At 64.5% G+C, this 23,665-nt stretch carries 23 protein-coding genes and 1 tRNA gene; 8 read left to right on the forward strand and 16 right to left on the reverse strand.

Going from position 1 to position 23,665, the window contains the following annotated elements; translation table 11 throughout:
- Positions 1–5: 5 nt before the first annotated feature.
- Positions 6–605, forward strand: a complete 600-nt coding sequence (locus AC1DMY_RS13805) for a hypothetical protein (protein WP_477165504.1) — start codon at positions 6–8, stop codon at positions 603–605.
- 86 nt (positions 606–691) lie between these two features.
- Here AC1DMY_RS13805 and AC1DMY_RS13810 read toward each other — a convergent pair whose 3' ends face one another.
- Positions 692–1,225 (reverse strand): adenine phosphoribosyltransferase, encoded by a 534-nt coding sequence (locus AC1DMY_RS13810; RefSeq protein ID WP_477165505.1) that lies wholly within the window; start codon positions 1,223–1,225, stop codon positions 692–694.
- Positions 1,226–1,343: 118 nt separating this feature from the next.
- Positions 1,344–1,622, reverse strand: coding sequence for a putative signal transducing protein (locus AC1DMY_RS13815; protein ID WP_477165506.1), 279 nt, complete (start codon positions 1,620–1,622; stop codon positions 1,344–1,346).
- A 198-nt stretch (positions 1,623–1,820) separates the two neighbouring features.
- Here AC1DMY_RS13815 and AC1DMY_RS13820 point away from each other — a divergent pair, with 198 nt between their 5' ends.
- From AC1DMY_RS13820 to AC1DMY_RS13835, 4 genes are all read left to right on the forward strand, one after another.
- The gene (locus AC1DMY_RS13820) at positions 1,821–3,590 is read left to right on the forward strand and encodes a glutamine--tRNA ligase/YqeY domain fusion protein (RefSeq protein WP_477165507.1); all 1,770 of its coding nucleotides are present in this window, start codon (positions 1,821–1,823) and stop codon (positions 3,588–3,590) included.
- Between the two features lie 24 nt (positions 3,591–3,614).
- On the forward strand, positions 3,615–4,172 hold the full coding sequence (locus AC1DMY_RS13825; protein WP_477165508.1) for a nucleoside deaminase: 558 nt from the start codon (positions 3,615–3,617) through the stop codon (positions 4,170–4,172).
- Positions 4,169–4,906 carry a TVP38/TMEM64 family protein gene (locus AC1DMY_RS13830; RefSeq protein WP_477165509.1) on the forward strand — a complete coding sequence of 246 codons (738 nt, stop codon included), beginning with the start codon at positions 4,169–4,171 and terminating at the stop codon, positions 4,904–4,906. The genes AC1DMY_RS13825 and AC1DMY_RS13830 overlap by 4 nt, the downstream gene beginning before the upstream one ends.
- A 165-nt stretch (positions 4,907–5,071) precedes the next feature.
- On the forward strand, positions 5,072–6,916 hold the full coding sequence (locus tag AC1DMY_RS13835) for an ATP-binding response regulator (protein ID WP_477165510.1): 1,845 nt from the start codon (positions 5,072–5,074) through the stop codon (positions 6,914–6,916).
- A 5-nt stretch (positions 6,917–6,921) separates the two neighbouring features.
- Here AC1DMY_RS13835 and AC1DMY_RS13840 read toward each other — a convergent pair whose 3' ends face one another.
- Positions 6,922–8,685: a type VI secretion protein IcmF/TssM N-terminal domain-containing protein gene (locus AC1DMY_RS13840; RefSeq protein WP_477165511.1), complete on the reverse strand. Its 1,764-nt coding sequence runs from the start codon at positions 8,683–8,685 to the stop codon at positions 6,922–6,924.
- A gap of 548 nt (positions 8,686–9,233) precedes the next feature.
- Between AC1DMY_RS13840 and AC1DMY_RS13845 the strand changes: the two genes are divergently transcribed.
- Together AC1DMY_RS13845 and phnD are read left to right on the forward strand one after the other, a co-directional pair.
- Complete coding sequence (locus AC1DMY_RS13845; RefSeq protein WP_477165512.1) at positions 9,234–9,914, forward strand: LuxR C-terminal-related transcriptional regulator; 681 nt, start codon at positions 9,234–9,236, stop codon at positions 9,912–9,914.
- A 167-nt stretch (positions 9,915–10,081) separates the two neighbouring features.
- Positions 10,082–11,089, forward strand: coding sequence for a phosphate/phosphite/phosphonate ABC transporter substrate-binding protein (phnD, locus tag AC1DMY_RS13850; RefSeq protein WP_477165513.1), 1,008 nt, complete (start codon positions 10,082–10,084; stop codon positions 11,087–11,089).
- A gap of 11 nt (positions 11,090–11,100) precedes the next feature.
- Here phnD and AC1DMY_RS13855 read toward each other — a convergent pair whose 3' ends face one another.
- Positions 11,101–11,622 carry a DUF3617 domain-containing protein gene (locus tag AC1DMY_RS13855; protein WP_477165514.1) on the reverse strand — a complete coding sequence of 174 codons (522 nt, stop codon included), beginning with the start codon at positions 11,620–11,622 and terminating at the stop codon, positions 11,101–11,103.
- Between the two features lie 345 nt (positions 11,623–11,967).
- Between AC1DMY_RS13855 and AC1DMY_RS13860 the strand changes: the two genes are divergently transcribed.
- Positions 11,968–13,410, forward strand: a complete 1,443-nt coding sequence (locus AC1DMY_RS13860; RefSeq protein WP_477165515.1) for a sensor histidine kinase — start codon at positions 11,968–11,970, stop codon at positions 13,408–13,410.
- 58 nt (positions 13,411–13,468) lie between these two features.
- Here the strand turns inward: AC1DMY_RS13860 and AC1DMY_RS13865 are convergent.
- The 12 genes from AC1DMY_RS13865 to AC1DMY_RS13920 form a co-directional block, all read right to left on the reverse strand.
- Positions 13,469–13,544: transfer RNA gene (locus tag AC1DMY_RS13865), tRNA-Lys, on the reverse strand.
- 61 nt (positions 13,545–13,605) lie between these two features.
- On the reverse strand, positions 13,606–14,292 hold the full coding sequence (gene queC, locus AC1DMY_RS13870; protein ID WP_477165516.1) for a 7-cyano-7-deazaguanine synthase QueC: 687 nt from the start codon (positions 14,290–14,292) through the stop codon (positions 13,606–13,608).
- A 164-nt stretch (positions 14,293–14,456) separates the two neighbouring features.
- Positions 14,457–15,149, reverse strand: a complete 693-nt coding sequence (queE, locus tag AC1DMY_RS13875; RefSeq protein ID WP_477165517.1) for a 7-carboxy-7-deazaguanine synthase QueE — start codon at positions 15,147–15,149, stop codon at positions 14,457–14,459.
- A 10-nt stretch (positions 15,150–15,159) separates the two neighbouring features.
- On the reverse strand, positions 15,160–16,008 hold the full coding sequence (gene ybgF / locus AC1DMY_RS13880; RefSeq protein WP_477165518.1) for a tol-pal system protein YbgF: 849 nt from the start codon (positions 16,006–16,008) through the stop codon (positions 15,160–15,162).
- Positions 16,008–16,514, reverse strand: coding sequence for a peptidoglycan-associated lipoprotein Pal (gene pal, locus AC1DMY_RS13885; RefSeq protein WP_441603132.1), 507 nt, complete (start codon positions 16,512–16,514; stop codon positions 16,008–16,010). Before pal ends, ybgF begins: the two co-directional genes overlap by 1 nt.
- A 248-nt stretch (positions 16,515–16,762) precedes the next feature.
- On the reverse strand, positions 16,763–18,088 hold the full coding sequence (tolB, locus tag AC1DMY_RS13890) for a Tol-Pal system beta propeller repeat protein TolB (RefSeq protein ID WP_477165519.1): 1,326 nt from the start codon (positions 18,086–18,088) through the stop codon (positions 16,763–16,765).
- An 8-nt stretch (positions 18,089–18,096) separates the two neighbouring features.
- Positions 18,097–19,041, reverse strand: a complete 945-nt coding sequence (tolA, locus tag AC1DMY_RS13895; RefSeq protein ID WP_477165520.1) for a cell envelope integrity protein TolA — start codon at positions 19,039–19,041, stop codon at positions 18,097–18,099.
- Positions 19,038–19,475 (reverse strand): protein TolR, encoded by a 438-nt coding sequence (tolR, locus tag AC1DMY_RS13900; protein ID WP_477165521.1) that lies wholly within the window; start codon positions 19,473–19,475, stop codon positions 19,038–19,040. The genes tolA and tolR overlap by 4 nt, the downstream gene beginning before the upstream one ends.
- An 11-nt stretch (positions 19,476–19,486) precedes the next feature.
- A complete protein-coding gene (gene tolQ, locus AC1DMY_RS13905) occupies positions 19,487–20,173 on the reverse strand; it encodes a protein TolQ (protein WP_121882443.1) in 687 nt (228 codons plus the stop codon).
- 33 nt (positions 20,174–20,206) lie between these two features.
- Positions 20,207–20,635 carry a tol-pal system-associated acyl-CoA thioesterase gene (gene ybgC / locus AC1DMY_RS13910; protein ID WP_477165522.1) on the reverse strand — a complete coding sequence of 143 codons (429 nt, stop codon included), beginning with the start codon at positions 20,633–20,635 and terminating at the stop codon, positions 20,207–20,209.
- Positions 20,628–21,677, reverse strand: coding sequence for a Holliday junction branch migration DNA helicase RuvB (gene ruvB, locus AC1DMY_RS13915; protein WP_477165523.1), 1,050 nt, complete (start codon positions 21,675–21,677; stop codon positions 20,628–20,630). The genes ybgC and ruvB overlap by 8 nt, the downstream gene beginning before the upstream one ends.
- A 97-nt stretch (positions 21,678–21,774) precedes the next feature.
- Positions 21,775–23,652: a potassium transporter Kup gene (locus AC1DMY_RS13920; RefSeq protein WP_477165565.1), complete on the reverse strand. Its 1,878-nt coding sequence runs from the start codon at positions 23,650–23,652 to the stop codon at positions 21,775–21,777.
- Positions 23,653–23,665: the final 13 nt, after the last annotated feature.

Genomic DNA, 23,665 nt, shown 5'->3' on the forward strand with positions numbered 1-23,665 from the left:
GCGGTATGCAGCGCTTCATCCTGGTCGGCCTGCTGCTGATTGCGTTGCTCGGCGGCTTCAACTGGTGGCGCCATCGCGCCGTCACGCACGCGCCTGGCATGCTGGCGACCGAGGCGCCGGCGCAGATCGACCTCGATGGCGGCGTCACCTTGCAACGCGGCGACTTCAGACTGCAGACGCGTGCGCGCTTCGAGCTCACCGCGCGCGTACTGTCACGCGAAAACTATCGTTTCGATGCCGGCGCAGCGCTGGCGCCGGTGGATCTCGCGCTGGGCTGGGGACCGATGTCCGATAGCGAGGTGTTGTCGCAAATCCAGGTCAGCCAGGGCAATCGCTTTTATCACTGGCACGTCGATCATTTTCCGATACCGCGACGCGAGATCGAACAATCCAGCGCCAACATGCACATGATTCCCGCCGACGACACCGCGCGCCGCGAGCTGGACCATGTGCGCGCGGGAGAAGTGATCCACCTGCAGGGCTTTCTGGTCGATGCGAGTCGTGCCGATGGCTGGCGCTGGCGGACGTCGATGACGCGCGACGATACGGGCGATGGGGCGTGTGAGCTGGTTTATGTGGAGAGTATCGAGCCGGTTTCGCCTTGAGGCGAAGAGCGTCGCGCACAGGGTGCGCTCCCACAGTGGGTGCCGCAGATTGTGGGAGCGCACCCTGTGCGCGACACCCGTACGCCTCAGTACCGCAACAACGCCTCCAACGGCGCGCTGCCATCGTGCCACCGCTCGCGCCCCTGCAAGCTGGCAAGCTCGATCACCACACTGGCACCCACCAAATGCGCACCAAGTTTCAACACCAGCGCACGCGCCGCGGCCAACGTGCCGCCCGTAGCCAGCACATCATCAACCAGCAACACGCGTTCGCCCGGGCGCAAGGCATCGTTGCGCGCCTCCAGCCGATCCACGCCGTATTCGAGCTGGTAATCCACCGACACCACCGGCGGCGGCAGCTTGTTGGGCTTGCGCAGCGGCACAAAGCCCGCGTGCAGTTTCTGCGCCAGCGCCGCGCCGAAGATGAAGCCACGCGATTCGATGCCGCATACCGCCTGCACCGCACTGCCCTGCCAGGGTTCGGCCAGCGCATCGATGCAGCGGGCGAAGCCGCCGGCATCGGCCAGTAGCGGGGTGATGTCGCGGAACATCACACCGGGCTTGGGAAAGTCCGGTACGGCGCGAATCAATGACGCGATCTGTTGCAGCGTGACATCCATGGGGTGTGACTCCTTAGCGCCCGGGCGGCAACCCGGCAGGGTACCGTGCCACGCGAAACGGCCCGGGGCGACATGACAAACGGAATACCGGCAGCGCCGGCGGGGGGAACGCAGCCGTTCAGCAGAACGCCGGCAACGGGGCGTCGGGGTCTTCGTCGGGGTCGTTCAGGGCCAGCCGGGCCTCCTGCAGATCCCGCTCAACCTCGCGCACCACTTGTTCGGCGGCCGCCAGGCTGGTTTCGGGCACCAGCACGGCTACGTAGTCCAGGGCAGGTAGTTGTCCCACGGCCCCGGTAAGGTATTCGCCGGAGACGAACGCCGGGATCTCGGCGCGCTCCAGCGCGTCCTTCACCAGGTGGGCGTCGATCAGGCTTTCGGCTCGGTAAGCGATACGCATGCAGCCACGCTACCCCTGCGGCGATATTCGGGCAAGCTCTGCTTGAGCGAGTGTTGCCGGGGGGAAGGCCGCGGTTCACCGAGGATAGCGGCCTGTTCCCTGCCCCGGCCAGCCGCTGAAAAACCGCCGAAACACCCCCACCTACGGGACGAGGTAAACTTCACCGTTTCCGCCACCGCGACCGAGCCTAGATTCCCGATGTCTACCGAAAACGCCGCCGTTGAACCCACTGCCTCGACCGCTGCCCCGCAGACCGAGGGTCAACGCGACTTCATCCGCCAGATCATCCGCGAAGACCTGGCCACCGGTAAGCATCACGCCATCCGCACGCGCTTCCCGCCCGAGCCCAATGGCTACCTGCACATCGGCCACGCCAAGGCGATCTGTCTGAATTTCGGCATCGCCAAGGAATTCACCGGCTGGTGCAACCTGCGCCTGGATGACACCAATCCCGGCAAGGAAGATCCGGAGTTCGTCGAAGGCATCAAGGACGACGTGCGCTGGCTGGGCTACGAATGGCACGACCTGCGCCACGCCTCCGATTACTTCGAAGTGTTCTACGACTCGGCCATCAAGCTGATCAAGGACGGCGTCGCCTACGTGGACGACCTGAGCCCGGAAGACATGCGCGGCTATCGCGGCACACTCACCGAGCCGGGCCGCAACTCGCCGTTCCGCGAGCGCAGCGTGGAAGAAAACCTCGACCTGTTCCAGCGCATGCGCGCCGGTGAATTCGCCGATGGCGCCAAGACGCTGCGCGCGAAGATCGACATGACGTCGGGCAACATGAACATGCGCGATCCGGCGATCTACCGCATCCGCAAGGTGACGCACCAGAACACCGGCGATGCGTGGCCGATCTATCCGATGTACGACTATGCGCATTGTCTTTCCGATGCGCTGGAAGGCATCACGCATTCGCTGTGCACGCTGGAATTCGAAGACCACCGCCCGTTGTACGACTGGTTCGTCGACAAGGTGGATCTGGTCAACCATCCGGAGCTGTGGCAGCACCTGCGCGAAGGCGGTTTCCGCACCGAGCCGGCCAAGCCGCGACAGATCGAATTCTCGCGCCTCAACCTGTCCTACTCCATCACCAGCAAGCGCAAGCTCGCCCAGCTGGTGAACGAAAACCTGGTTGATGGCTGGGACGATCCGCGCATGAACACGCTGCGCGGCCTGCGTCGCCGCGGCTTCACGCCGGGCGGCCTGCGCCTGCTGATCGAACGCCTTGGCGTGAGCAAGCAGAACAGCATCATCGACTACTCGATCCTCGAGAACTGCATCCGCGAAGATCTCGACGCCACCGCGGCCCGCCGCATGGCCGTGCTTGATCCGCTCAAGCTGGTGATCACCAACCTGCCGGAAGGCCACGAAGAACAGCTCACGTTCTCCAATCATCCGAAAGACGAGAGCTTCGGCACGCGCCACGTGCCGTTCTCGCGCGAGCTGTGGATCGAACGCGAAGATTTCGCCGAAGTGCCGCCGAAGGGTTTCCATCGTTTGAAGCCCGAAGGCGAAGTGCGCCTGCGTGGCGTGGGCATCGTCAAATGCGACGAGCTGGTGAAGGACGCGGACGGCAACATCGCCGAACTGCGCTGCTCGCTCGACCTGGAATCGCGCCAGGGCATGCCGGGTGCCGACCGCAAGGTGAAGGGCACCATCCACTGGGTGAGCGCCAGGCACGGCGTCGCCACCGAAGTGCGTGTGTACGACCGCTTGTTCAACGTGGCCGATCCGGACGATGAAACGGACGGCAAGACCTGGATCGAACATATCAACCCGGACGCCAAGCGCGTGGTCACGGCATGGCTGGAGCCCGCCGCGGCGAAGGTCGATCCGGAGCAGCGTTTCCAGTTCGAACGTCTCGGCTATTTCGTCGCCGATCGCGTCGATCACCGCTCGGACAAGCCTGTTTTCAACCGCACCGTCACCTTGCGTGACGCGTGGGTCAAACAAGCTGGTTGATATCCGCGTCACAAGGAACGTTGCATGCTGCGTCAACAGATACACCTGACCCTGCCGCCGTGGATCGACGAAGTGGTCGATACACAGAAGCGCTACATCACTGACGAGGAACGCGTGGCTCTCGCCATCGAACTCTCTCGTTTGAACATCGAGCGCAGCCATGGCGGCCCGTTCGGTGCGGCGGTGTTCGATGGACAAGGCCGCGTGGTCTCGGTGGGCGTCAATCGCGTGGTGCCGCAGACGTGTTCGGTCGCGCACGCCGAAATGATGGCGTACATGAGCGCGCAGCAGCGCCTTGCCGCGTTCCGGCTCAATGCGGACGGTGGTCGCTATGCGCTCGCCACCAGTGCTCAGCCGTGCTGCCAGTGTTACGGCGCCACCGTGTGGGCCGGCGTGGATGAGTTGCTGATCGGCGCGCGAGCGCAAGACGTCGAAGAACTCACCGAGTTCGACGAAGGCCCGCTGCCGGCTGACTGGATCGGCGAGCTCGAGAAGCGTGGCATCGCCGTGCGCCGCGACATTCTTCGCGACGAGGCGCGCAGCGTGCTGGCGACCTACGGTCAGAGTGGACAGCACTATTGAGCCGCCTGCGCGCCGCTCTACCGCTGATCCTGCTGGTGTTCGCCGGCATCGCCTTGTTCAGCTCGGGCCTGATGGATCGGCTGCATCCGGAACAGCTGGTCCAGCACCAGGACCAGTTGCGCCAGGAGATCGAAACGGCGCCGTGGCTTAGCCGCATCACCTACATCGGCCTGCTCACCTTGGCCATGTCCACCGGCATCCCCGGCACGGTGATCATCATCATCGCTGGCGGTTTCGCCTTCGGCGCGGTGGAAGGCAGCATCTACTCGTCCATCGGACTCACCCTGGGCACGCTGATCCTGTTCCTGGCCAGCCGCTATGCCTTTGGTGCGGGGAGCAAGCATCCGCCCGCCCTGGTGGACAAGCTGCACCATGGTTTCGAGCGGCATCCGGTGGCTTACACCATGTTCTTGCGCTTTGTGCCGATCGCGCCGTTTGGTCTGATCACGGTGGCGCTGGCCTGGCTGCGCTGTCCGTTGTGGCTGTTCATGGGCGCCAGTTGGCTGGGCGGTACGGTCTCGCTGATCTTCGAGACATCCATTGGCTCTGGCCTTGGCGCGGCTTTGGCGCGGAGCCAAGGTCATTTCGGCCCGGAGTTGCTGATGCAGCGCGGCGTGTGGATGCCGCTCACCGCCATTGCGGTGCTGGCCCTAGTCCCGTTGCTGGTCGAACGCTTTACCAGCCGCCGCCGCAAGGCAGCGCTGACGACCCGGGCGGGCCATCCTCCAGAGTAAGGCCGACAAGCGCCATAGCCCGTTCGTAGGCCCCCAGTCGGCCTGCTGCCTGACGCGGAAAATCGCGCTAGGCTGGCCCAGCCTGACGCATGCAGCGTGCAAGGGGACGTAATGGGTGCAGGGGTCAACTCCCGGACAGTGCAATGGTGGCGTCGCACGTCGCTGATGCAGCGGCTTGCCCTGGTGACCCTCATCCCGACTTTGGTCACCGCCACCTTGCTGGTGGCCATGCTGGCGCCGCAGCAAGTGATGACCTTGCGCGGCATGGCACAGAACACCGCCGACGCCATCGCGACGCAAGCGGCTTCGGTCACTGCCGCACCCTTGCGCGACATGCAGCGGCGCGAACTGGTGCGCATCGCCGAATCCATCAGCGACCTCCCGCATGTTGCCCGCGTGCAGATTCGCGCCGCCGACGGCGAGATCCTGGCCGACAGCCTCGGCCGCAGCGGCGCCGACAACAACGAAGGCCTCACCGTGGTGCGCGATGTAATCGACAGCGAGCGCCCGGGGCAACCCGTGCTTGGCTCGGTCGTGGTCGACGTGAGCCTGCGCGATGCGATTGCGATGCAGCAGGCCAGCCTCCGTCACGCACTCGTGGCGTTGGTGATCAGCCTGTTCGTGGCCGCCATCATCGCGTGGCAGGCCGCGCGCTGGATCAGCGCCCCGCTGCGCCGCCTGGTCGATGCCGTGCATCAACTGGGTCGCGGCGACCGGCATGTGGAAGTGGAAGTCACCGACCAGACGGAAATCGGCGAACTGCAACGCGGCTTCAACAGCGCCGCCATGGCGCTGTTCGACGTGCAGCGCGGCATGGAGCGCGAGATCGAGCACGCCACTGTGGAACTGGCCCGCAAGAACGCTGCGCTCGAAGCAGCCAGCGTGGCGAAGGCGCGCTTCCTCGCCGCGGCATCGCATGATTTGCGCCAGCCGCTGTATGCGCTGACCCTGTTTTCATCCTCGCTGGCCGAGGACGAACGCGACCCGGTCCGCCTGGATCGCATCGCGCACATCCAGGAATGCGTGGAAGCACTCGATCATCTGTTCAGCGAACTGCTCGACCTGTCGCGCCTGGAAACCGGCGCCATGCAGATCGAAATCGCCGAGTTCCCGCTCGACCAGGTATTCCAGGAAGTCAGCCGCAATTTCCGCATGATCGCCGAGCAGCACGGCCTGCGGCTGATCATGCGCACCACCGATCTGTGGGTGCGCAGCGATCGCACCATGCTCTCGCGCATCCTCAACAATCTGGTGAGCAACGCATTGCGCTATACCAGCCGCGGCGGTGTGCTGGTGGTGGCGCGCCAGCGTGCCGACGGCACTGCGCGTGTGGATGTGTGGGATACCGGCAGCGGCATTGCGCCTGAACACCAGATGCGTGTGTTCGATGAGTTCTACCGGGTCGAATGCCATAGCAACGAACACGACGTGGGTCGCCGGCGCGGACTGGGCCTGGGACTGGCCACCGTGCAACGCCTGGCAGAATTGCTCGACACGCGGGTGGAGCTCAAATCCAAGCCCGGACGTGGCAGCGTCTTCAGTTTCCATCTGCCCGAAGTGCCCGCGCAGCACATCGCGGTGAGCGTTGAAGAAGCTTCACCCGATGTGTCGGGCATGCGCGTGCTGGTGATCGACGACGAACCCGCCATCCTCTCGGGTATCCGCTACCTGTTGAGCAGCTGGGGCTGCGAAGTGGCGGTGGCCGAGGATCGCGTGCAAGCGTTGCAGGCGGCGGAAGACTGGAACGTGCCTCCGGATATCGTGATTTCCGACCTGCGCCTGCGCGACGGCGAAAGCGGCCTGGACGTGTTGGCCGCGCTGGATGCGCATTACCAGATCGACGGCAATCCGCCGTTCGCGCGCCTGCTCATCACCGGCGAAACCCGCAGCGATCGCCTGCGCGAAATCATGGCCGCGCGCATACCCGTGCTCTACAAACCAGTGTCGCCGGAACAGCTGCGCGAAGCACTGATGGTCGCATGGAGCGCCTCGCGAGCCACCACCGCCTGAACCGCTCAGCCTTTGGGAGCGACGCGGCGCGCCAGTACGCGGTCGGCCGGAAGAAAACGATTGAACAAGTCGTCGACGAAATCACCGTTGGGCGCATCGCTGCGCGAGCCACCGGTCACGTACAGACCCTGCCAGTGCAGACGGCGCTCGCCATGGACTTCGTTCGCCTGAAGACGCTCGAGGAAGCTGCGCAATCCGCGCTGCACGCCATATAGGGACTGCAGGAAGGCAAAGGCCTCGCGGCGTCGACGTGGATCGCGCTCGCTCGCCAGCACGGCCTGGGCGATCGCCAGCAGGCGATCGGAGACGGCGTCGGCGTGGGATTCCACGCGCGCATCGAGCACGCCGTCCTCGATCACTGCGGCGTGACGCCAGCCCAATACGCGGCGGAACACCGACAAGGGTAGCGCCGAGCGGAACGCCGTATGGCCCGGCAAGGCCTCAAGCCCAGTCACGACCACATACACCGGCAACTGCAATTGCAGGCGGCGGGTGGCCTCATCGGCAAGACGATGCAGGCGATCGGCATGGGCAGCGACGGCGCCGTCGGGCTCGCGCAGGCTCTGCGCGGCGATGCAGATCACCATGCCATCCAGCGGAAGCTTGCGACGCTCCTTGGCCAGCAGGGCCAGCGCCTTCGACCACGGCGCATCGCCATCACCGATGGTGGCGTGGGGGTGCGAGAGCCTCGGCCCCGGCTCGATCGCCACCAGCGCACGGAACACCCACCAATGCCATGGCCGCGTGTCATTGGCTCGCGCCAGTTCGCGCGCATGCGGCGCAGCGGCAGCGGCCTGCAACAACGAACGGACATCCGCCGCGCTGTCGCCCACAAACAGCAGCCAGGGGTGCCGCGACAGCTGTCGCCAGCGGCCACGACGGCGAAATGGATGCAGGATGGCGCCACGCAGGCGGCGGGCGGCGTCCTTCACCGCGGCCGAGATGCTGCCGATGCCATAGCCTGCTTCGGTGCTGTCGGCCACGCGGGTATGGGCGCGCATCATTACCAGGGATTGCCAGGCCAGCACGCTGATCCAGCCCACCACCGCCAACACCGCCACGATGATGCTGCTGGTGAACCAGGCCTGCTCGGACAAGGCATGGCTGAAAAGCGGCGCCACGAAAGCCACGAACACCAGCACCACCACCAGCGCCGCCACCAGCTGCGCGAGACGGCGCCCCATCCAGCTCACCGGCAGGCGCAACACGGGAGAACCGGGTGTCATATAAGGTTGCGGCGTCACCGATTCGCGCTGCAAGGACTGCAGCAGGTTCGCCGCACCGGCGCTGGCCGGACAATAGAGCGCCTTGATGCGTCCCAATTCGCCGCTGTCGCCCTGCTCGTAGTAATACTGGCCGGCGAATCCCAGCAACAGGGCCATGCTGAACACTTCGCGGACTTCGTCTTCGCCGCTGCCAAGCCGTCCGAGCTGATCGAAGAATTCGGTGGCTGCCCCACCGGTGCGAAACAGCGTCTGCTGCAGCGGCGTCACCTGCCGCCAGCCGCCGTGGCGCGTGACTACCTCGTCAAACCATGCCGCGACGGCAAACGCCGCCAGCTCGACCTGGGCCAGCTGCTTGCCGCGAGCAAACGCCGCGCCGCGGCTTTGTTCCACCAGGGCGACCGCGCGAGCGTGCACGGACGGCAATTCGTCGTCGGAAAGATTCTGGCTGGTGGCCTGCTCGTCGATCAGCAGGCCATATGCGAACAGAGGCGCAAAACATTCCAGCAGCCGCATGGCACCTATAGCCGTCAAAGCCTGTTGCATGTCGCTCCATTGCCCCTGCCGGACCACGCTGCCGCGCCGGACGGGGATGAGCGCCGAAGTCTACGACGATACACGTCGTCGTGCCGACCATGCAGTGCCCGCCAGGAGACCCAGCCCGAAGAACCGGAGACGAGTGCGTCCCCGGGGAAGAAAGCCATCCATGGCGAACCGGCCGTCGCGGGCATTGAATCCCGCATGCCGGAGGTTCCAACGGGTTTCGGGGGAGGACTGGGCACAGCACGCAGTGGCTCAGGCAGGCCGGTGGCGCGTCGCGTGTCGTTCATCAAGTACCAAGTCTCTCGGTATGCGGTGGATCGTGCCAACGGCTTGCACGACCCGAACGCTCCGCATGCCACCCAGCGGCGGTATCGATGAGCGATTCCCCCGATCGCGGCGGCATTTTCACGATTGGCGCCGCAGGGGGCCATATCTCGTTGAGGCTATGCCGTTCGTACGCGCTTTGTGGTTGCCGCGCGAACGGGCTGGGGCTATGTTGCGTAAGCGGACGTGCGGTGATGGGATTACCGTACAGCGCCATGGGGAATGAGATGCGCATATTGATCGCAGACGACCATCGGCTGATCGTCGAGGGTGTCAAGCTCAAGCTAGCCGAGCTAGGGCCGGACACAGATTTTGTGATGGCCATGGATATGGCTGAACTACGCGAGGCCATCCATTCACCGGAGGCGCCGTCGCTGTCGCTTGCGCTGATCGACCTGGCCATGCCGGGCGTCCAGGGCAGCGAGCATCTGGCCGAAGTGATCGAACATCTACCCCACGTGCCGGTGATGGTGCTGTCCGGTTCGGAGGACGGCGCGCTGATGAAGAGCCTGCTGGCCATGGGCGTGCAGGGTTTCATTCCCAAGGCGTATTCACCCGATGTGATGCTCTCGGCCGTGCGCCTGGTGTTGTCCGGCGGCGTCTACGTGCCGCCGCTGCTGTTGCAGGAGCGCGTGGACGGCACGGTGCCGACACCGCCGCCTGCCACGGCCTCGCAGGCGGCCCCTGGCGCCGACTCGCTGGAAGAGCGACTGCGCAAGCTGCTCACCGAACGCCAGATCGATGTGCTGCGCCTGCTCTCGCAGGGCAAGCCGAACAAGCTCATCGCCCGCGACCTGGGGATCAGCGAAGGCACAGTGAAGATCCATCTGGCGGCGATTTTCCGCGCGCTCAACGTACGCAACCGCGTCGAGGCCGTGGTGGCCTCTCGCCGCATCAGCGGCATCTGATCGCCACGCCTCTACGCCGACGGCAGCCACGCCCGCCTATGCGCCTCGCTCCGGATGCATCTGCACAGAACACGTCAGGCGGACAGTTTTCGCGGCCCATCGGCAAAGCTGCGGTGCCAAAGGCCCCCATCGCCGGCCCGCGCATCGCGGCAAACCGGCGCGGATTGATGAGGCTGCTGCGCGCGGCCTGCCTGCTGATCGCCGTCCTCAGTGCGTCGGCCACGGGTGCCGAGGCGCCGCAGAACAGCGGCCACATCAACGCGCTCACCTTCGGCATCCTGCCGATCGGCGGCCCGTCCGAATCGCTGGCCGCCTGGCGGCCCATGCTGGACGACCTCAGCCGTACGCTGCACCTGCCCATCCGCAGTCTCTCGGTCAGCACGTATGAGGGACTGGGCCAGGCGATGGCCGAGGAGCGCGTGGACTTCGCCTTCGTCTCGGGGCGGCTGGCGCTCGACGCCGTCACTCACGACCGCATGCAGGTCATCGCCCAACTGACGCGCAGCAACGGTTCGCGTGGTTATTACTCGGTGCTGCTGGTGGCCAAGGATTCGTCGATCCGCAACCTCGACGACCTGTTCCGCCAGCCGGGCAAGCTGCGCTATGCGCGCGGCGAGGTGCTGTCGGTCTCGGGCTATCTCGTGCCCGAGACCCAGGTCTTTGCCAATCGGCGACTGGACTCGGACACCTTCTTTGCCGGCGTGACCGTCGACAATCACCAGAACAATGCGCTGGCAGTGGCCAACAACGAGGCCGACGTCGCGTCCAACAATACCGCCGACATGGAGCGCTTTGCCGAGCGCTTTCCCGACCAGTACGCACGCCTTCGCGTGCTATGGACGTCCAGCCTGATTCCCCACGCCGTGGTGGTGATCCGCACCGACCTGCCGGCGGAACTGCGCCAGCGGGTGGCCGCGGCGCTCACCTCCTATGCCAAGGGCAGGAACGCCCAGGCGGAACTGGCCAAGCTGCATCTGATCCACGACATCAGCGGCTTTTCACCGGCCGGCAACGAGACCCTGGTGCCGTTTGCCGACATCGAATTCAATCTCGATCGCCGCCGCGCCTATAGCGCGCAATGGGTGAGCGATGCGGCGATGCAGACGCGGCTCAAGAAAATCGATGCCGAACACGAGGCGCTGGTACGCAAGTTGATGGCGCCCAGCACCCCGTAGCCATCGCCGGCTTAGTGCCCCGGCATGTCCTTGATGTTGAAGGTCTGCCCATTGGGCATGATCATGTCGCCGGGCTTCTGCCCCGCCGCGCACTGGCCGATCCAATGGCCGCTGCTGGTCATGGTCATCTCGGCATGACCCATGATCGCCGGGTCGTACTTGATGTGGCCCTGCGTCGAATACGCCGAGTCGCCTTGATAGTCGGTCTCGCTGTGGCTGGTCATATTGACCTCGCCATTGGGCGAATTGATCTTGCACACGGCATCGGTGATCACTTTGTTGCCCTGCACGTCGATCTTGAACTTGCTGCACATCTGGCCGCTCATGTGCGTGCCCATCTTGTACATGGCGGTATCGGTGTCGGCGTCCAGGCAAGCCTTGGTCGTCTGCGCCTGCCCGCCCATGCCGGAGGTCTGCATTTCCCACAGGCCAGGCTTGCGCTTGGGGATATTGGAGGGAATGTCCTGCGCCAGGGCAGCACTGGTGAGACCCAGCAGGGAAACGGCAATCAACCAGCGACAACGTGAAGACATGGAGTTCTCCGATCCGCCCGGGTTGGGCGTGCGGGTGGCAAGGTAACGCCAAATGCGGCCCCCGTCATGCTGAACCGTTCTGCAGCGCACCACGTCACACTTTCGACCCATAGTCCGTTAGCACTATGGCGCCTCGCGCTAGATCGAACTGCGTATCGAAGGGGCGTACGGGATTCTTTAGAGTGCCAATCAGGGCGATTGCGTGAAGCGGCGCCCATCGAATCGTTTTGTTCCCTGCCGGGATCCCGCGTGATGCTTTCAACCTGCCACTGCCTGTACTCAAAGCCCCGGCGCCGGCACGACTGCCTGCCGCCGGTGCGCTGTTGCGAGTGGGAGGTCTGACGCATGGAGCCGCGAGCGCATCTGCTGCCCCGCCTGTTCATCGATGTCGTCCTGCCCAGCACGATTGCCGCTCTGGCCTTGATCCTGGCGCTGTGCCTGCAGCAGACGCACAGCCTGGCCGAGCGCGTGGATGCTGCCGCGAGCCTGCGCTTGGCGCGGCTTGCCGGCGAACTGGAACTCGCCGACGGCGTGTCGCCTCAGGCTGCACTCGATCGCACGCTGCATGAGGGAAAAGCCGATCAGGTGCTGCGCGTGGAGCTGCATGGGTCAGACGGCCGGCTCTGGAGCAGCGGTACCGCAGCGACCACCGGCAGCACCACTTATCGCAACGAGGTGAAGCCGCAGGGCAATATCTCGACGTGGGTGAGCATGGATGTCGATACCCAGCCCCTGCGCAAGGCACAGGCCATGGTGTGGCTGCTGGGTGCCTTGTGCGCCGCGGGCATCCTGGTGCTGGCGTGGCTGGCGCGGGTGTCGATACGCCATCGCGTGCTGGAACCGCTGTCGCAGGTTCGCTATGCCGTGCATGAGCTGGTCAATGCCAGGCATCCGCATATCGACGACACGCCGGTCAGCACCGAGTTCCAGGAACTGCGCAAGACCTTGCAGCGCCTGTCCGAACTGCAGGAAGCACAGCGTCGCGACTGGAGCACGATGCAGCACGACAACGCGGTCGAGGCACTCGATCGATTGCGTCAAAGCCAGGCCGCCACGCGCAGCAAATCGCAGTTCATCGCGCTGGTGAGCCATCACTTCCGCCAGCCCTTGCAGGCGCTGGAACTGTTTGCGGCCGGCCTCGATCAGAACGCAAGCAACGAGCAGCAGTCGCCGTTCCAGCAGATGCGCCACAGCATTGCGTCGATGACGCGCTTGCTCGATGCGCTACTGGAAATCTCGCGCCTCGATGCCGGCGTGATCGCGGTGAAACCGATCGGCTTCACCGCCGCCGAACTGTTCATGCGCGACCGCACTTCGCTCAATCACGAGGCGCTGCAGCATCACGTCACGCTCGCATGGCGCGGCAGCCACCACCAGCTGCACGGCGATGCCGACGTGGCTGCGAGCCTGCTCTATCAGTTGGCCAGCAATGCGATTGCCAATGCGCCGGAAGGACGCGTGCTGATCGCCGCACGCCGTCGCGGCCAGGCCATCCGCATTGAAGTGCGCGACAACGGTCCGGGCATCGCGGTGATCCACCAGCAACGCATCTTCGAAGAATTCGTGCAGTTGCAGGCCGGCGAAAGCGAACGCCGCGGCGGTTACGGCCTGGGCCTGGCGATTGCCGAACGCCTGGCGCGGCTGCTGGGCACGCGCATCGGCCTGCGTTCGGAGCCTGGCCGTGGCAGCACCTTCTGGTTCGACCTGCCGCGCATGCCGGTGATGGAACGTCATTCCAGCGCCAGCGCGCAGAAACCGGCCGCGCCGGCCTGGCGCCAGGCGAGCTGAATTCGCCCTTGTTTCAGACAAAAAAAGACCCGCGTCGCCGCGGGTCTCCGAGATCCTTTGGTGGGTCGTCCGAGATTCGAACTCGGGACCAATAGATTAAAAGTCTACTGCTCTACCGACTGAGCTAACGACCCATGCGTCAAAAGCCAGCCCGATATTTTATGGGCTGGGCGCCCCGGGCACAAGCAAGAACGTTCAGACGTAGCGGGTGGGGTCCGGCAAACCGGCCGCCTTGAAGCCCTGGGCACGCAATACACAGGCATCGCAATGCCCGCAGGCGCGGCCCTGCGCGTCGGCCTGATAGCAGCTCACCGTTTCGGAGAAATCCACGCCCAGGCGCTGGCCTTCGCGGGCGATATCGGCCTTGCTCATGCGCATCAGCGGCGCGTGGATGCGGATGCCCGCGCCTTCCACGCCGGCCTTGGTGGCCACGTTCGCCAGCTGCTCGAAGGCCTCGATGAAGGCCGGGCGGCAATCGGGGTAACCCGAGTAGTCCACCGCGTTCACGCCGCACCAGATATCGGTGGAGCCGAGCACTTCGGCCCAACCCAGGGCGATCGAGAGCATGATGGTGTTGCGCGCCGGCACATAGGTGACCGGAATGCCCTGCTCGCCCGTCTGATCCAGCGGCACGTCGATATCGGCGGTGAGCGCCGAGCCGCCGATGGTGCGCAGGTCCACCTGCACCGTCTTGTGCTCGACCGCGCCCAGCAGGCCGGAGACGCGCTCGGAGGCGGCCAGTTCGGCACTGTGGCGCTGGCCGTAGGCAACGCTCAAGGCGTGCACCTGATAGCCCTGTTCACGGGCGATGGCGATGGTGACCGCCGAATCCATGCCGCCGGAAACGAGCACGACGGCCTTGCGGGGAGTTGCTTGGGACATGGGAGAAATCCACTCAAGAGTCAGGCCGGTGATCCGGCCGATTAAGCACCGTCGGCAACACAGGCCGAAGCGCGGTAGAACCAGAAGTAAGTGAAGAGGAGTGAGAAGTGAGAGCGCGCGCGGGCTTTCTCTCACTTCTCACTCCTATCCACTCACTCCTGCCTTTAGTGTCCTGGCTCGTCGTTCCACAGCAGCTTGTGCAGCTGCAACTGGAAGCGCACATCCAGTTTGTCCTCGATGATCCATTCGGCCAGCTCGCGCGGCTTGATCGCGCCGTGCACGGGCGAGAACAGCACCATGCAGCGGTTGACCAGATCATGCTCGGCGACCACGTCGCGCGCCCATTCGTAGTCGGCGCGACTGGCGATGACGATCTTCACCTGATCGTGCGGCAGCAAGTGCTCGATGTTGGACCACAGATTGCGCTTGGCTTCGCCCGAATCGGGCGCCTTGAGGTCCATCACCTTGCGCACGCGCGGATCGACTTGCGCGACATCCAGCGCGCCAGAGGTTTCCAGCGACACGTCGTGGCCTGCATCGCACAGGCGCTTGAGCAGGATCAGGCAACGCTTCTGCGCGAGCGGTTCGCCACCGGTGACGCACACGTGCCTGGCGCCATGCGAAGCGACCTCGGCCACGATGTCGTCGATATCGCGCCAGTCGCCGCCGTAGAACGAATACTCGGTATCGCACCACACGCAACGCAGCGGGCAGCCGGTCAGGCGCACGAACACCGTGCGCCAGCCGATGGCATCGGCCTCGCCCTGGATCGAATGGAAGATCTCGGTGATGCGCAGGCGCTCAGCCGGCGCCTGCGTCGGCGTGGTGGATGCCACGCTCGTGTTACTGCCAGTCACAACCACTACCTCAGTTGGCCGGCTGGGCCTGCAGGCGGCGCAGGCGCTCCTGGGCCAGGCCGGCGGCCTTGGAGCCGGGGTATTTCGCAGTGACGTTCTTCAGCGTGGCCTTGCCCGCATCGACCTGCTTGAGCTCGATCTGGCTATAGCCGACCTTGAGCAAGGCGTCGGGCACCTTCTCGCTCTGCGGGAACTGGCTGAGCAGACGCTGGAACGCTTCCATCGCCACCTGGTAATTGCTGGTGGCGTAGTAGGACTCGCCCAGCCAATAGAACGCATTGGGCAGCAAGGAGCTGTCCGGGTACTGCTGGATGAAATTGCGGAAGTCGCGCGAGGACTTCACATAGTCGCCGGCACGCAGCGACTTGAAGGCATCGTCGTAAGCGGCCTGCGCATTGGCGTTGGCGGCCGCGGGAGCGGCGCCAGGCTTGCCTGCAGCCGGTGGCGTGACCACGGGCGGAGGCGGCGCGGCATTGGCGGCCGGCGCGTTGTTGGGATTGGCATTCCCCGCATTTGCGTTCGCTGCACCAGCGCCGCTTTCAAGGCGACCCAGGCGCGAATCGAAATCCGTGGCTTGCGATTTGTTCTTGTCGTTGGCTTCCTGCAACTGGTGCTGCAGTTCCTCGATCTGGCCCTGCATCTGCTGCAATTGGGATTGCAGTGCCTGCACCTGATTGACCAGCGTGGTGCCACCCTGATTCTGCTGGTTCTGGGCCTGCTGCTCGAGTCGCGATACGCGGTCGGCGAGGCTGAGCCTGGAATCCTGGGCGTGTACGGAGGCGCCAAAAAGCATGGCGGACGCGATTGCGCCCGCCATGCTCATCCTGGCTGTAAAGCTGTTAGCCAGTCGCTTCTTCATTACTTCGCCGTGTAGACGATCTCGACGCGACGGTTCTTGCTCCAGCAATCTTCGTTGTGCTCACGGCACACCGGCTTTTCCTTGCCGTACGAGATCACGTTGAGCTGGCTGGCCGAGCCGCCGTTGGACTGCAGCGCGCTGGACACGGCATTGCCGCGACGCTCGCCGAGGGCCAGGTTGTACTCGCGCGTGCCGCGCTCGTCGGTGTTGCCTTCAAGGCGGATCTGCGCCATCGGGCGATCCTGCAGGTACTTGGCATGGCAAGCCATGATCTGCTGGAACTCAGGCTTGATTTCGTCCTTGTCGAAATCGAAGTACACAACGCGCTGACGGAGGCAGGCGTCGGTATCGAGATCGGCCGGGGTGTACTTGCCAGCGGTCGACGGAGCCGGGGTGGTCATCGGCGCTTCCGGCTGCGGCTGCGGCTTGACTTCCTGCTTCTTCGAGCATGCGGCCGCGCCAACGCAGAGCAGGGCGACCAGGGCGACGCGAACGGTCTTATTCATGGTGGACGTTCCTTCAAACAGGTTTGAGTTCCGACAGTCAATAATGATTGCGGTTACGGGACAGTTTTCGCCGGTGGACCGGCTGTTATTTTGCCATTTTGATGCCGGCGGTGCGCTGTCTCGCGCCGCCTGGCCCGCCTTCCGCGACGGATTGCCACGGCCGGCAAGCTGTTTGATCCGTCGTGTCGTCCAAGACTTCACGCCCGGATCACATGGCCGTGACGCTTACGCGTCACGGCATGAACTGCTTATCGCTGACGATAGGGACCCCAAGCCGGCTCGCGCACATCGCCATCTGCCAGTACCAGTCGCTGACGGACGAGGCCGTCGGCGGACACGGCATACAGCACACCACGGCGGCCTTCAGAGGCGGCATACAGCAGCATGCTTGCGTTTGGCGCGAAACTCGGTGTTTCGTCGATCGGACCCGGCGAGATGAAGCGCACCTGCCCACCCAGACTGCGGTCCATGATGGCAATACGATACACGTTCCCGTTGCCCTGCACCATCGCGATCTGCTTGCCGTCGTAGCTGATCGAGGCGTTGGCGTTGAACTGACCCTGGAAGGTGATGCGCTCGGCCCCGCCGCCACCGGCCGACATCTGGTAAAGCTGCGGGCGACCCGAACGGTCGGAGGTGAAGATGATGCTCTGGCCATCCGGCGTCCAGCGCGGCTCGGTATCGATGGCCAGGTTGTTGGTGAGGCGGGTTTCCTGGCGGGAGCCCACGTCCATGACGTAGATCTCGGGATTGCCCTGATAGGACAGCGCCAGGGCCAGCTTGCTGCCGTCCGGCGACCAGTTCGGCGCACCATTGATGCCCTTGGCGCGGGCCGAGATCAGCTGACGCGAACCGGTGGTGACGTCCTGCACGTAGATCGCCGAATTGCCGCTCTCGAACGACACGTAGGCGATCTTGCGGCCGTCCGGCGACCACGCCGGCGACAGCAGCGACTCACGCGAACGGGCCACCACCTGCGGGTTATAGCCGTCCGAATCGGCCACGATCAGCGAGTAGGTGGTGTTGTTACCCAGGCCCACCGCGGTGATGTAGGCAATGCGGGTCCAGAACGCGCCACGCACGCCGGTGATCTTCTCGTAGATGGCATCGGCGATCTGGTGAGCCACGCCACGCAGGTCGCCGGCCGGTGCGGTGAACGCCTGGGCCAGCAGACTCTGCTGCTTGTTGACGTCCCACAGCTCGTACTCGACGCGCATCATGCCGCCGCCGGCATCGCTGATGCGGCCGATGGTCAGGTAGTCCTGCTTGAGCAGTCGCCAGGTGGCGAAGTTGACGTCCGCACCCTTCGACGGCGTCTCCACGATTTCGCTCTTGGCGAGCGAGCGGAATTTGCCGGACCGGTTGAAGTCGTTGCGGATGACGTCGGCGATGTCGGTCGGCAGCGGCGCACCGCCCGCCTGGGCGAACGGCACCACGGCGATCGGCGTGGCCGTGGTCGTGCCGCCGACGATGTCGACGTTGAGCGACTGGGTCTGCTGGGCTGCTGCGGGACCGGCGAACAACGCGGCCACCAGGAGCAGGACGAAGGAGTAGCTGAAGGTCAGTTTGCGCATGGGGTCCATCACTGCGGTCTGAAAGTGAAATCAATTTGACGCTGGAACACGCTTTCGAAGCCTTTGTAGGGCAACGGCTGCGCGCGCAGCACCGCGTTTTCGATGGAGCGCTTGCCGGCTTCGTCGTAAGGGCAACTGGAGTCGACCTTGGCGCTCATCACGTCGCCTCCTGGCAACTGCACAATATGCACCGTGCACGGTGTGTTGGGCATGTTATCCGGGCGAAGCCAATTCTGAGTGACCGCGTTCTGAATCGCGGCCAAATACTGCGCCAGCAGGCCGGCATCGGGGCCGTTCTGGCCAGTCTGGCGCTGGGCTGCCACCGGCACGTTGTCCAGGCCGTTGTCCTGGGCGTTCTTCAGGTCCTGCATCTGCTGCTTGGCCTGGTTGGCCTTGCTCTGGGCCTGTTTGACCGACTTGTCGGCCGCATCCATCTTGGCGAACAGCTCGTCGAGCTTCTTCTGCTCTTCCAGCTTGTGCTTGGCCGCCTGGGCGTCCAATTCGGCCGCGCGCTGGCGCTGCTTCTCTTCCTGTTCCCGCTTGGCGTCTTCGGCTTTTTCCGCCGCATCGGCCACCACCTTCTCCTGATCCTTGGTATCGGGATGCTCGGGCGGGGGCGGCAAGGTCTTGATCTTCGGGGTTTCTTCCGAAGGCGGCGGCGGGATCGAAGGCGGCGGCGGCACGGTTGGCGGCGTCGGCTTGGCCTGGGCAGCCTTCGGCGGCGGCGCGCCGGTCGGGCCCACCAGGGTGGCTTCGATGATTTCGCCCTGCAGCTGGATCGGCTTGGCGCAGGCGATCAGGTTCCAGCTCGCCGGCAGGTGCAGCGTCTCGAACAGGCTTTCGTAGAACGAGCACGGCACCACCGCGAGTATCAGGAAACCCACGATGCCCAGATGGAGGATGGCGGAAAGGACAACCGCCTTGGACGTGCCCTTGGGGGTGTCTTCCCTCATTTCTTCTTGCCCGACTCCGGTGCGCTCATCAGGCCGACCTTGGAAACGCCGGCCTGCTGCAGGTCGGCCAGCACCTGATAGACGCCGTCGTACTTGCCGTCGCGGTCACCTGCGACGAGCACGCTGACATCGGGGTTCGCCTTGACGAACGCACCGACCTTGGTCTTCATGGTGTCCACATCGATCGGCTGGCGCTTCTCGGTACCCAGGGTGAGGTAGAGCTGCCCGTTCTGGTCGACCGCGACGATCACCGGATCCTTCTTGTCCTGCAGCGACTTGGCGTTCGCCTGCGGCAGGTTGATGTCGACGTTCTTGTTGATCATGGGTGCGGTGACCATGAAGATGATCAACAGCACCAGCATCACGTCGATATAGGGAACGACGTTGATCTCGGATTTCAGCTTGAGGCGCTTGTGGCGCGCGGAGCTTCGCATGATCGAGTCCCTCAGGCCGCTTCGTCGGTCTGGATCTGACGCTGGAGCACCGAAGAAAATTCTTCCTGGAACACTTCATAGCGCGAGGCGACGCGCTCGACCTTGTTGGCGAAGCGGTTGTACGCCCACACCGCCGGGATCGCGGCGAACAGGCCCATCGCGGTGGCGATCAGCGCTTCGGAAATATGCGGGGCCACCACGGCAATGGTGACGTCCTTCATTTCGCCCAGGCCCTGGAAGGCGCCCATGATGCCGATGACGGTGCCGAACAGGCCGACGTACGGGCTGATCGAGCCGACGTTGGCGAGGAATTCCAGATTGCGTTCCAGGCGGTTGATTTCGCGGGTGCCGGCCACGCGCATGGCGCGCTCGGAACCTTCGATCACCACGCGCATGTCATGCACGCGACGCTGGCGCTGGCGCACGAATTCGCGGAAGCCCGACTCGAACACGTTCTCCAGGCCGCCGTTGCTGGCGCCGCGATTGCTCACTTCGCGGAACAGCTGGGCGAGGTCCGCACCGGACCAGAAGCGCTCCTCGAAGCTCTCCGCCTCTTCCATCGCCGCCTTCAGCTGCGACACCTTGCGGATGATGATGACCCACGAGAGGAAGGAGAGCACCAGCAGCGCCAGCATGACGAACTGGACCAGGATGCTCGCTTCCGCGACCAGTTTGAAAATATTGACTCCACCGTTCATTGCTCGAAGGTCCTCCAGCACACGTACTTTTATTTAAGGGAAAAGGCCGGGGATAAGGTCGGCCGGAATTTGCACCGGACGCATGCGGCGGACATCGACGCACGCCACGCGCACCTTCGCGCGGATCAGCTCCGCGCCGTCCGCCCGGCGGATCGTCTGGGCGAAAAGGATACTGGCTGCCCGCCGTTCTTTGACTTCGACGCTTACCGCCAGTTCATCATCCAGCAGGGCCGCGCGCAGGAAGTCGATCTGCATTTCGCGGACCAGGAAGGCCAGGCCGGTGCTTTCCTTCACCGCGGACTGGCTGATGCCCAAGGCACGTAGCCATTCGCTGCGTGCACGTTCCATGAAACGCAGGTAGCTGGCGTGGTAGACCACCCCGCCCGCATCGGTATCTTCCCAATACACGCGCACCGGCCATTCGAAGGGCTCGGTCGCACTGGCTAGCGTGGTATCAGACATCGCTGTTGTCGGCCGTGAAGAGGTCGGCGGGCACCGAGGGTCGGGGCGGCGGGGTCAGGCCCAGGTGGCGCCAGCCCTTGGCGCTGGCCATGCGGCCGCGCGCGGTGCGCACCAGGTAACCCTGCTGGATCAGATAAGGCTCGACGACGTCCTCGAGGGTGCCGCGGTCTTCGCTGAGCGCAGCCGCCAGCGACTCCACGCCGACCGGACCGCCATCGAAGTTCTCGATGATGATGGTCAGCAGGCGACGGTCGAGCTCGTCGAAACCTTCGGCGTCGATCTTGAGCATGTCGGTGGCGGCACGGGCGGCGTCACGGGTGATCTGTCCTGCCGCGCGCACCTCGGCGTAGTCGCGCACGCGACGCAGCAGGCGGTTGGCGATACGCGGCGTACCGCGCGAGCGACGCGCAATCTCCTGCGCCCCTTCCAGCTCGCAAGGAATACCCATGATGCGCGCCGAGCGCCGCACGATGGCGGTGAGCTCGTCGGGCGTATAGAACTCCAAACGCTGCACGATGCCGAAACGGTCGCGCAATGGCGCCGTGAGCAGGCCGGCGCGGGTGGTGGCGCCGATCAGGGTGAACGGCGGCAGGTCGAGCTTGATCGAACGGGCTGCGGGGCCTTCACCGATCATGATGTCGATCTGGAAGTCTTCCATCGCCGGATAGAGCACTTCCTCCACGATCGGCGACAGACGATGGATCTCATCCACGAACAGCACGTCGTGCGGCTCGAGGTTGGTCAGCAGCGCGGCCAGGTCCCCTGCCCGCTCCAGCACCGGACCGGACGTGGAACGCAGATTGACGCCCAGCTCGTTGGCGATCACATGGCTGAGCGTGGTCTTGCCCAAGCCTGGCGGGCCGAAGATCAGCACGTGATCGAGCGCGCCGCCGCGCTTCTTGGCCGCCTCGATATAGATCGACAGCTGCTCGCGCACCGTCTGCTGGCCCAGGTATTCGGTCAGTCGCTTGGGGCGAATGGAGGCTTCGAGGGCCTCGTCGTCCATCTGGGCGGCAGCGGTAACGATGCGGTGTTCGGTCATGGGGCGAAATTATGGCAGAGCACGATGACGCAGGCTTGAAAAAAAGCCCGCCGAGCCAGCCCTCGCAACGAAAAAGGGCGCCGAAGCGCCCTTTTCGTCAAATTTCGACCTGGGCGCCCAGTTCGATCAGACGATTGCCCGGAATCTGGAAGAACGCCGTGGCCGGCAGCGCATTGCGCGCCATGAAGGCGAACAGCTTGTCGCGCCACAACGCCATGCCCGGTCGCTTGGCGTCCGCGATGATGGTTTCGCGCGAGAGGAAGAACGTAGTGTCCATCATGTCGAAGGGCAGACCCTTCTTGGAGCACTTGGACAGCGCATAGGGGATGTTCGGATCTTCCGCAAAACCGAAGCGCAAGGCCAGTCCGTAGAAATCGCCACCGAGCTCGGTGATTTCGATGCGTTCGCCCAAGTCCGCCGTCGGCGTTTCCAGCATTTCCACCGTCAGCAGCACGTTGCGTTCGTGCAGCACCTTGTTGTGCTTGAGGTTGTGCAGCAACGCGTGCGGCACGGCGTTCTGGTTGGCGGTAAGGAACACGGCCGTGCCCGGCACGCGCAGCGGCGGATGCTCGGCGATGTTCGCGATGAACGGATCCAGCGCCAGGCCCGACTGCTTGATCTCGCGCACCACCAGCTCACGGCCACGGCGCCAGGTGGTCATCACGATGAAGATCGCCACGCCCAGCACCAGCGGGAACCAGCCGCCGTACTCGACCTTGATCAGGTTGGCGCCCAGGAACGACAAGTCGATGGTGAGCAACAGCACGCCGGTCACGATCACCGTGAGGCGGCTCCAGTGCCACTGCCTGCGCGCCACGATCAACGCCAGGATGCTGGTGATGGTCATGGTGCCGGTCACCGCAATACCGTAGGCCGCGCTCAGGTTGTCCGAACTGCGGAAGCCAAGCACCGCGATCAGCACCATGATCAACAGGAAGTTGTTCACCCACGGCACGAAGATCTGGCCGGACATCTCGCGCGAGGTGTGCACCACCGGCATGCGCATCGAATAACCCAGCGACATCGCCTCGCGCGTCATCGAGAACGCGCCGGAGATCACCGCCTGCGAGGCGATCACGGTGGCGATGGTGGCCAGGCCGATCATCGGGTACAGCAGCGGCTCGGGAGTCAGCTTGAAGAACGGGCTGTCGATGGCTTCCGGATGACTCAGCAGCAATGCGCCCTGGCCGAAGTAGTTGAGCACCAGGGCCGGCAGCACGAAGCTGAACCAGGCGAGGCGGATCGGACGCTTGCCGAAATGACCCATGTCCGCGTAAAGCGCTTCGGCGCCGGTCAACGCCAGCACCACGCCGCCGAGCGCGATGAAAGCCTGCATGCCGTGACTGAAGAAGAACTTCACGCCGTAGACCGGATTGATCGCCAGCAGCACCTGCGGATTGTGCACCACCATGCGCAGGCCCAGCAGCGCAATGACGATGAACCACACCACCATCACCGGGCCGAACAGTCGGCCGACGCGCTCGGTGCCATGACGTTGCAGCGCAAACAGGAAGAACAGGATGACTGCCGTGATCGGCACCACCCAGTGGCCCAGATGAGGTGCGGCCACCTTCACGCCTTCCACCGCCGACAACACCGAAATGGCAGGCGTGATGACGCCATCGCCGTAGAACAGCGCCGCGCCAAAAATACCGATGATGGCCAGCAGCCAGCGCTGGCGCGCATCGCCGCGCACGCTGCGCAGCGCCAGAGCGAGCAGCGCCATGATGCCGCCCTCGCCCTTGTTGTCCGCACGCATGATGAACACCACGTACTTGAGCGAGACCACGATGATCTGCGCCCAGAAGATCAGCGACAGCACGCCGTAGATGCTCTCGGGCGTCGGCTTCATGCCGTCGTGGCTGAGCGTGGTCTGCAAGGTGTACAGCGGGCTGGTGCCGATATCGCCATAGACCACGCCGATCGCGCCGAGCGCGAGCGTGGCCAGCCGACGTTTGGTGTCAGCGTCGGACATGCCGTGAGAGGAA

The organism is Dyella sp. 01L423, assembly GCF_056399945.1.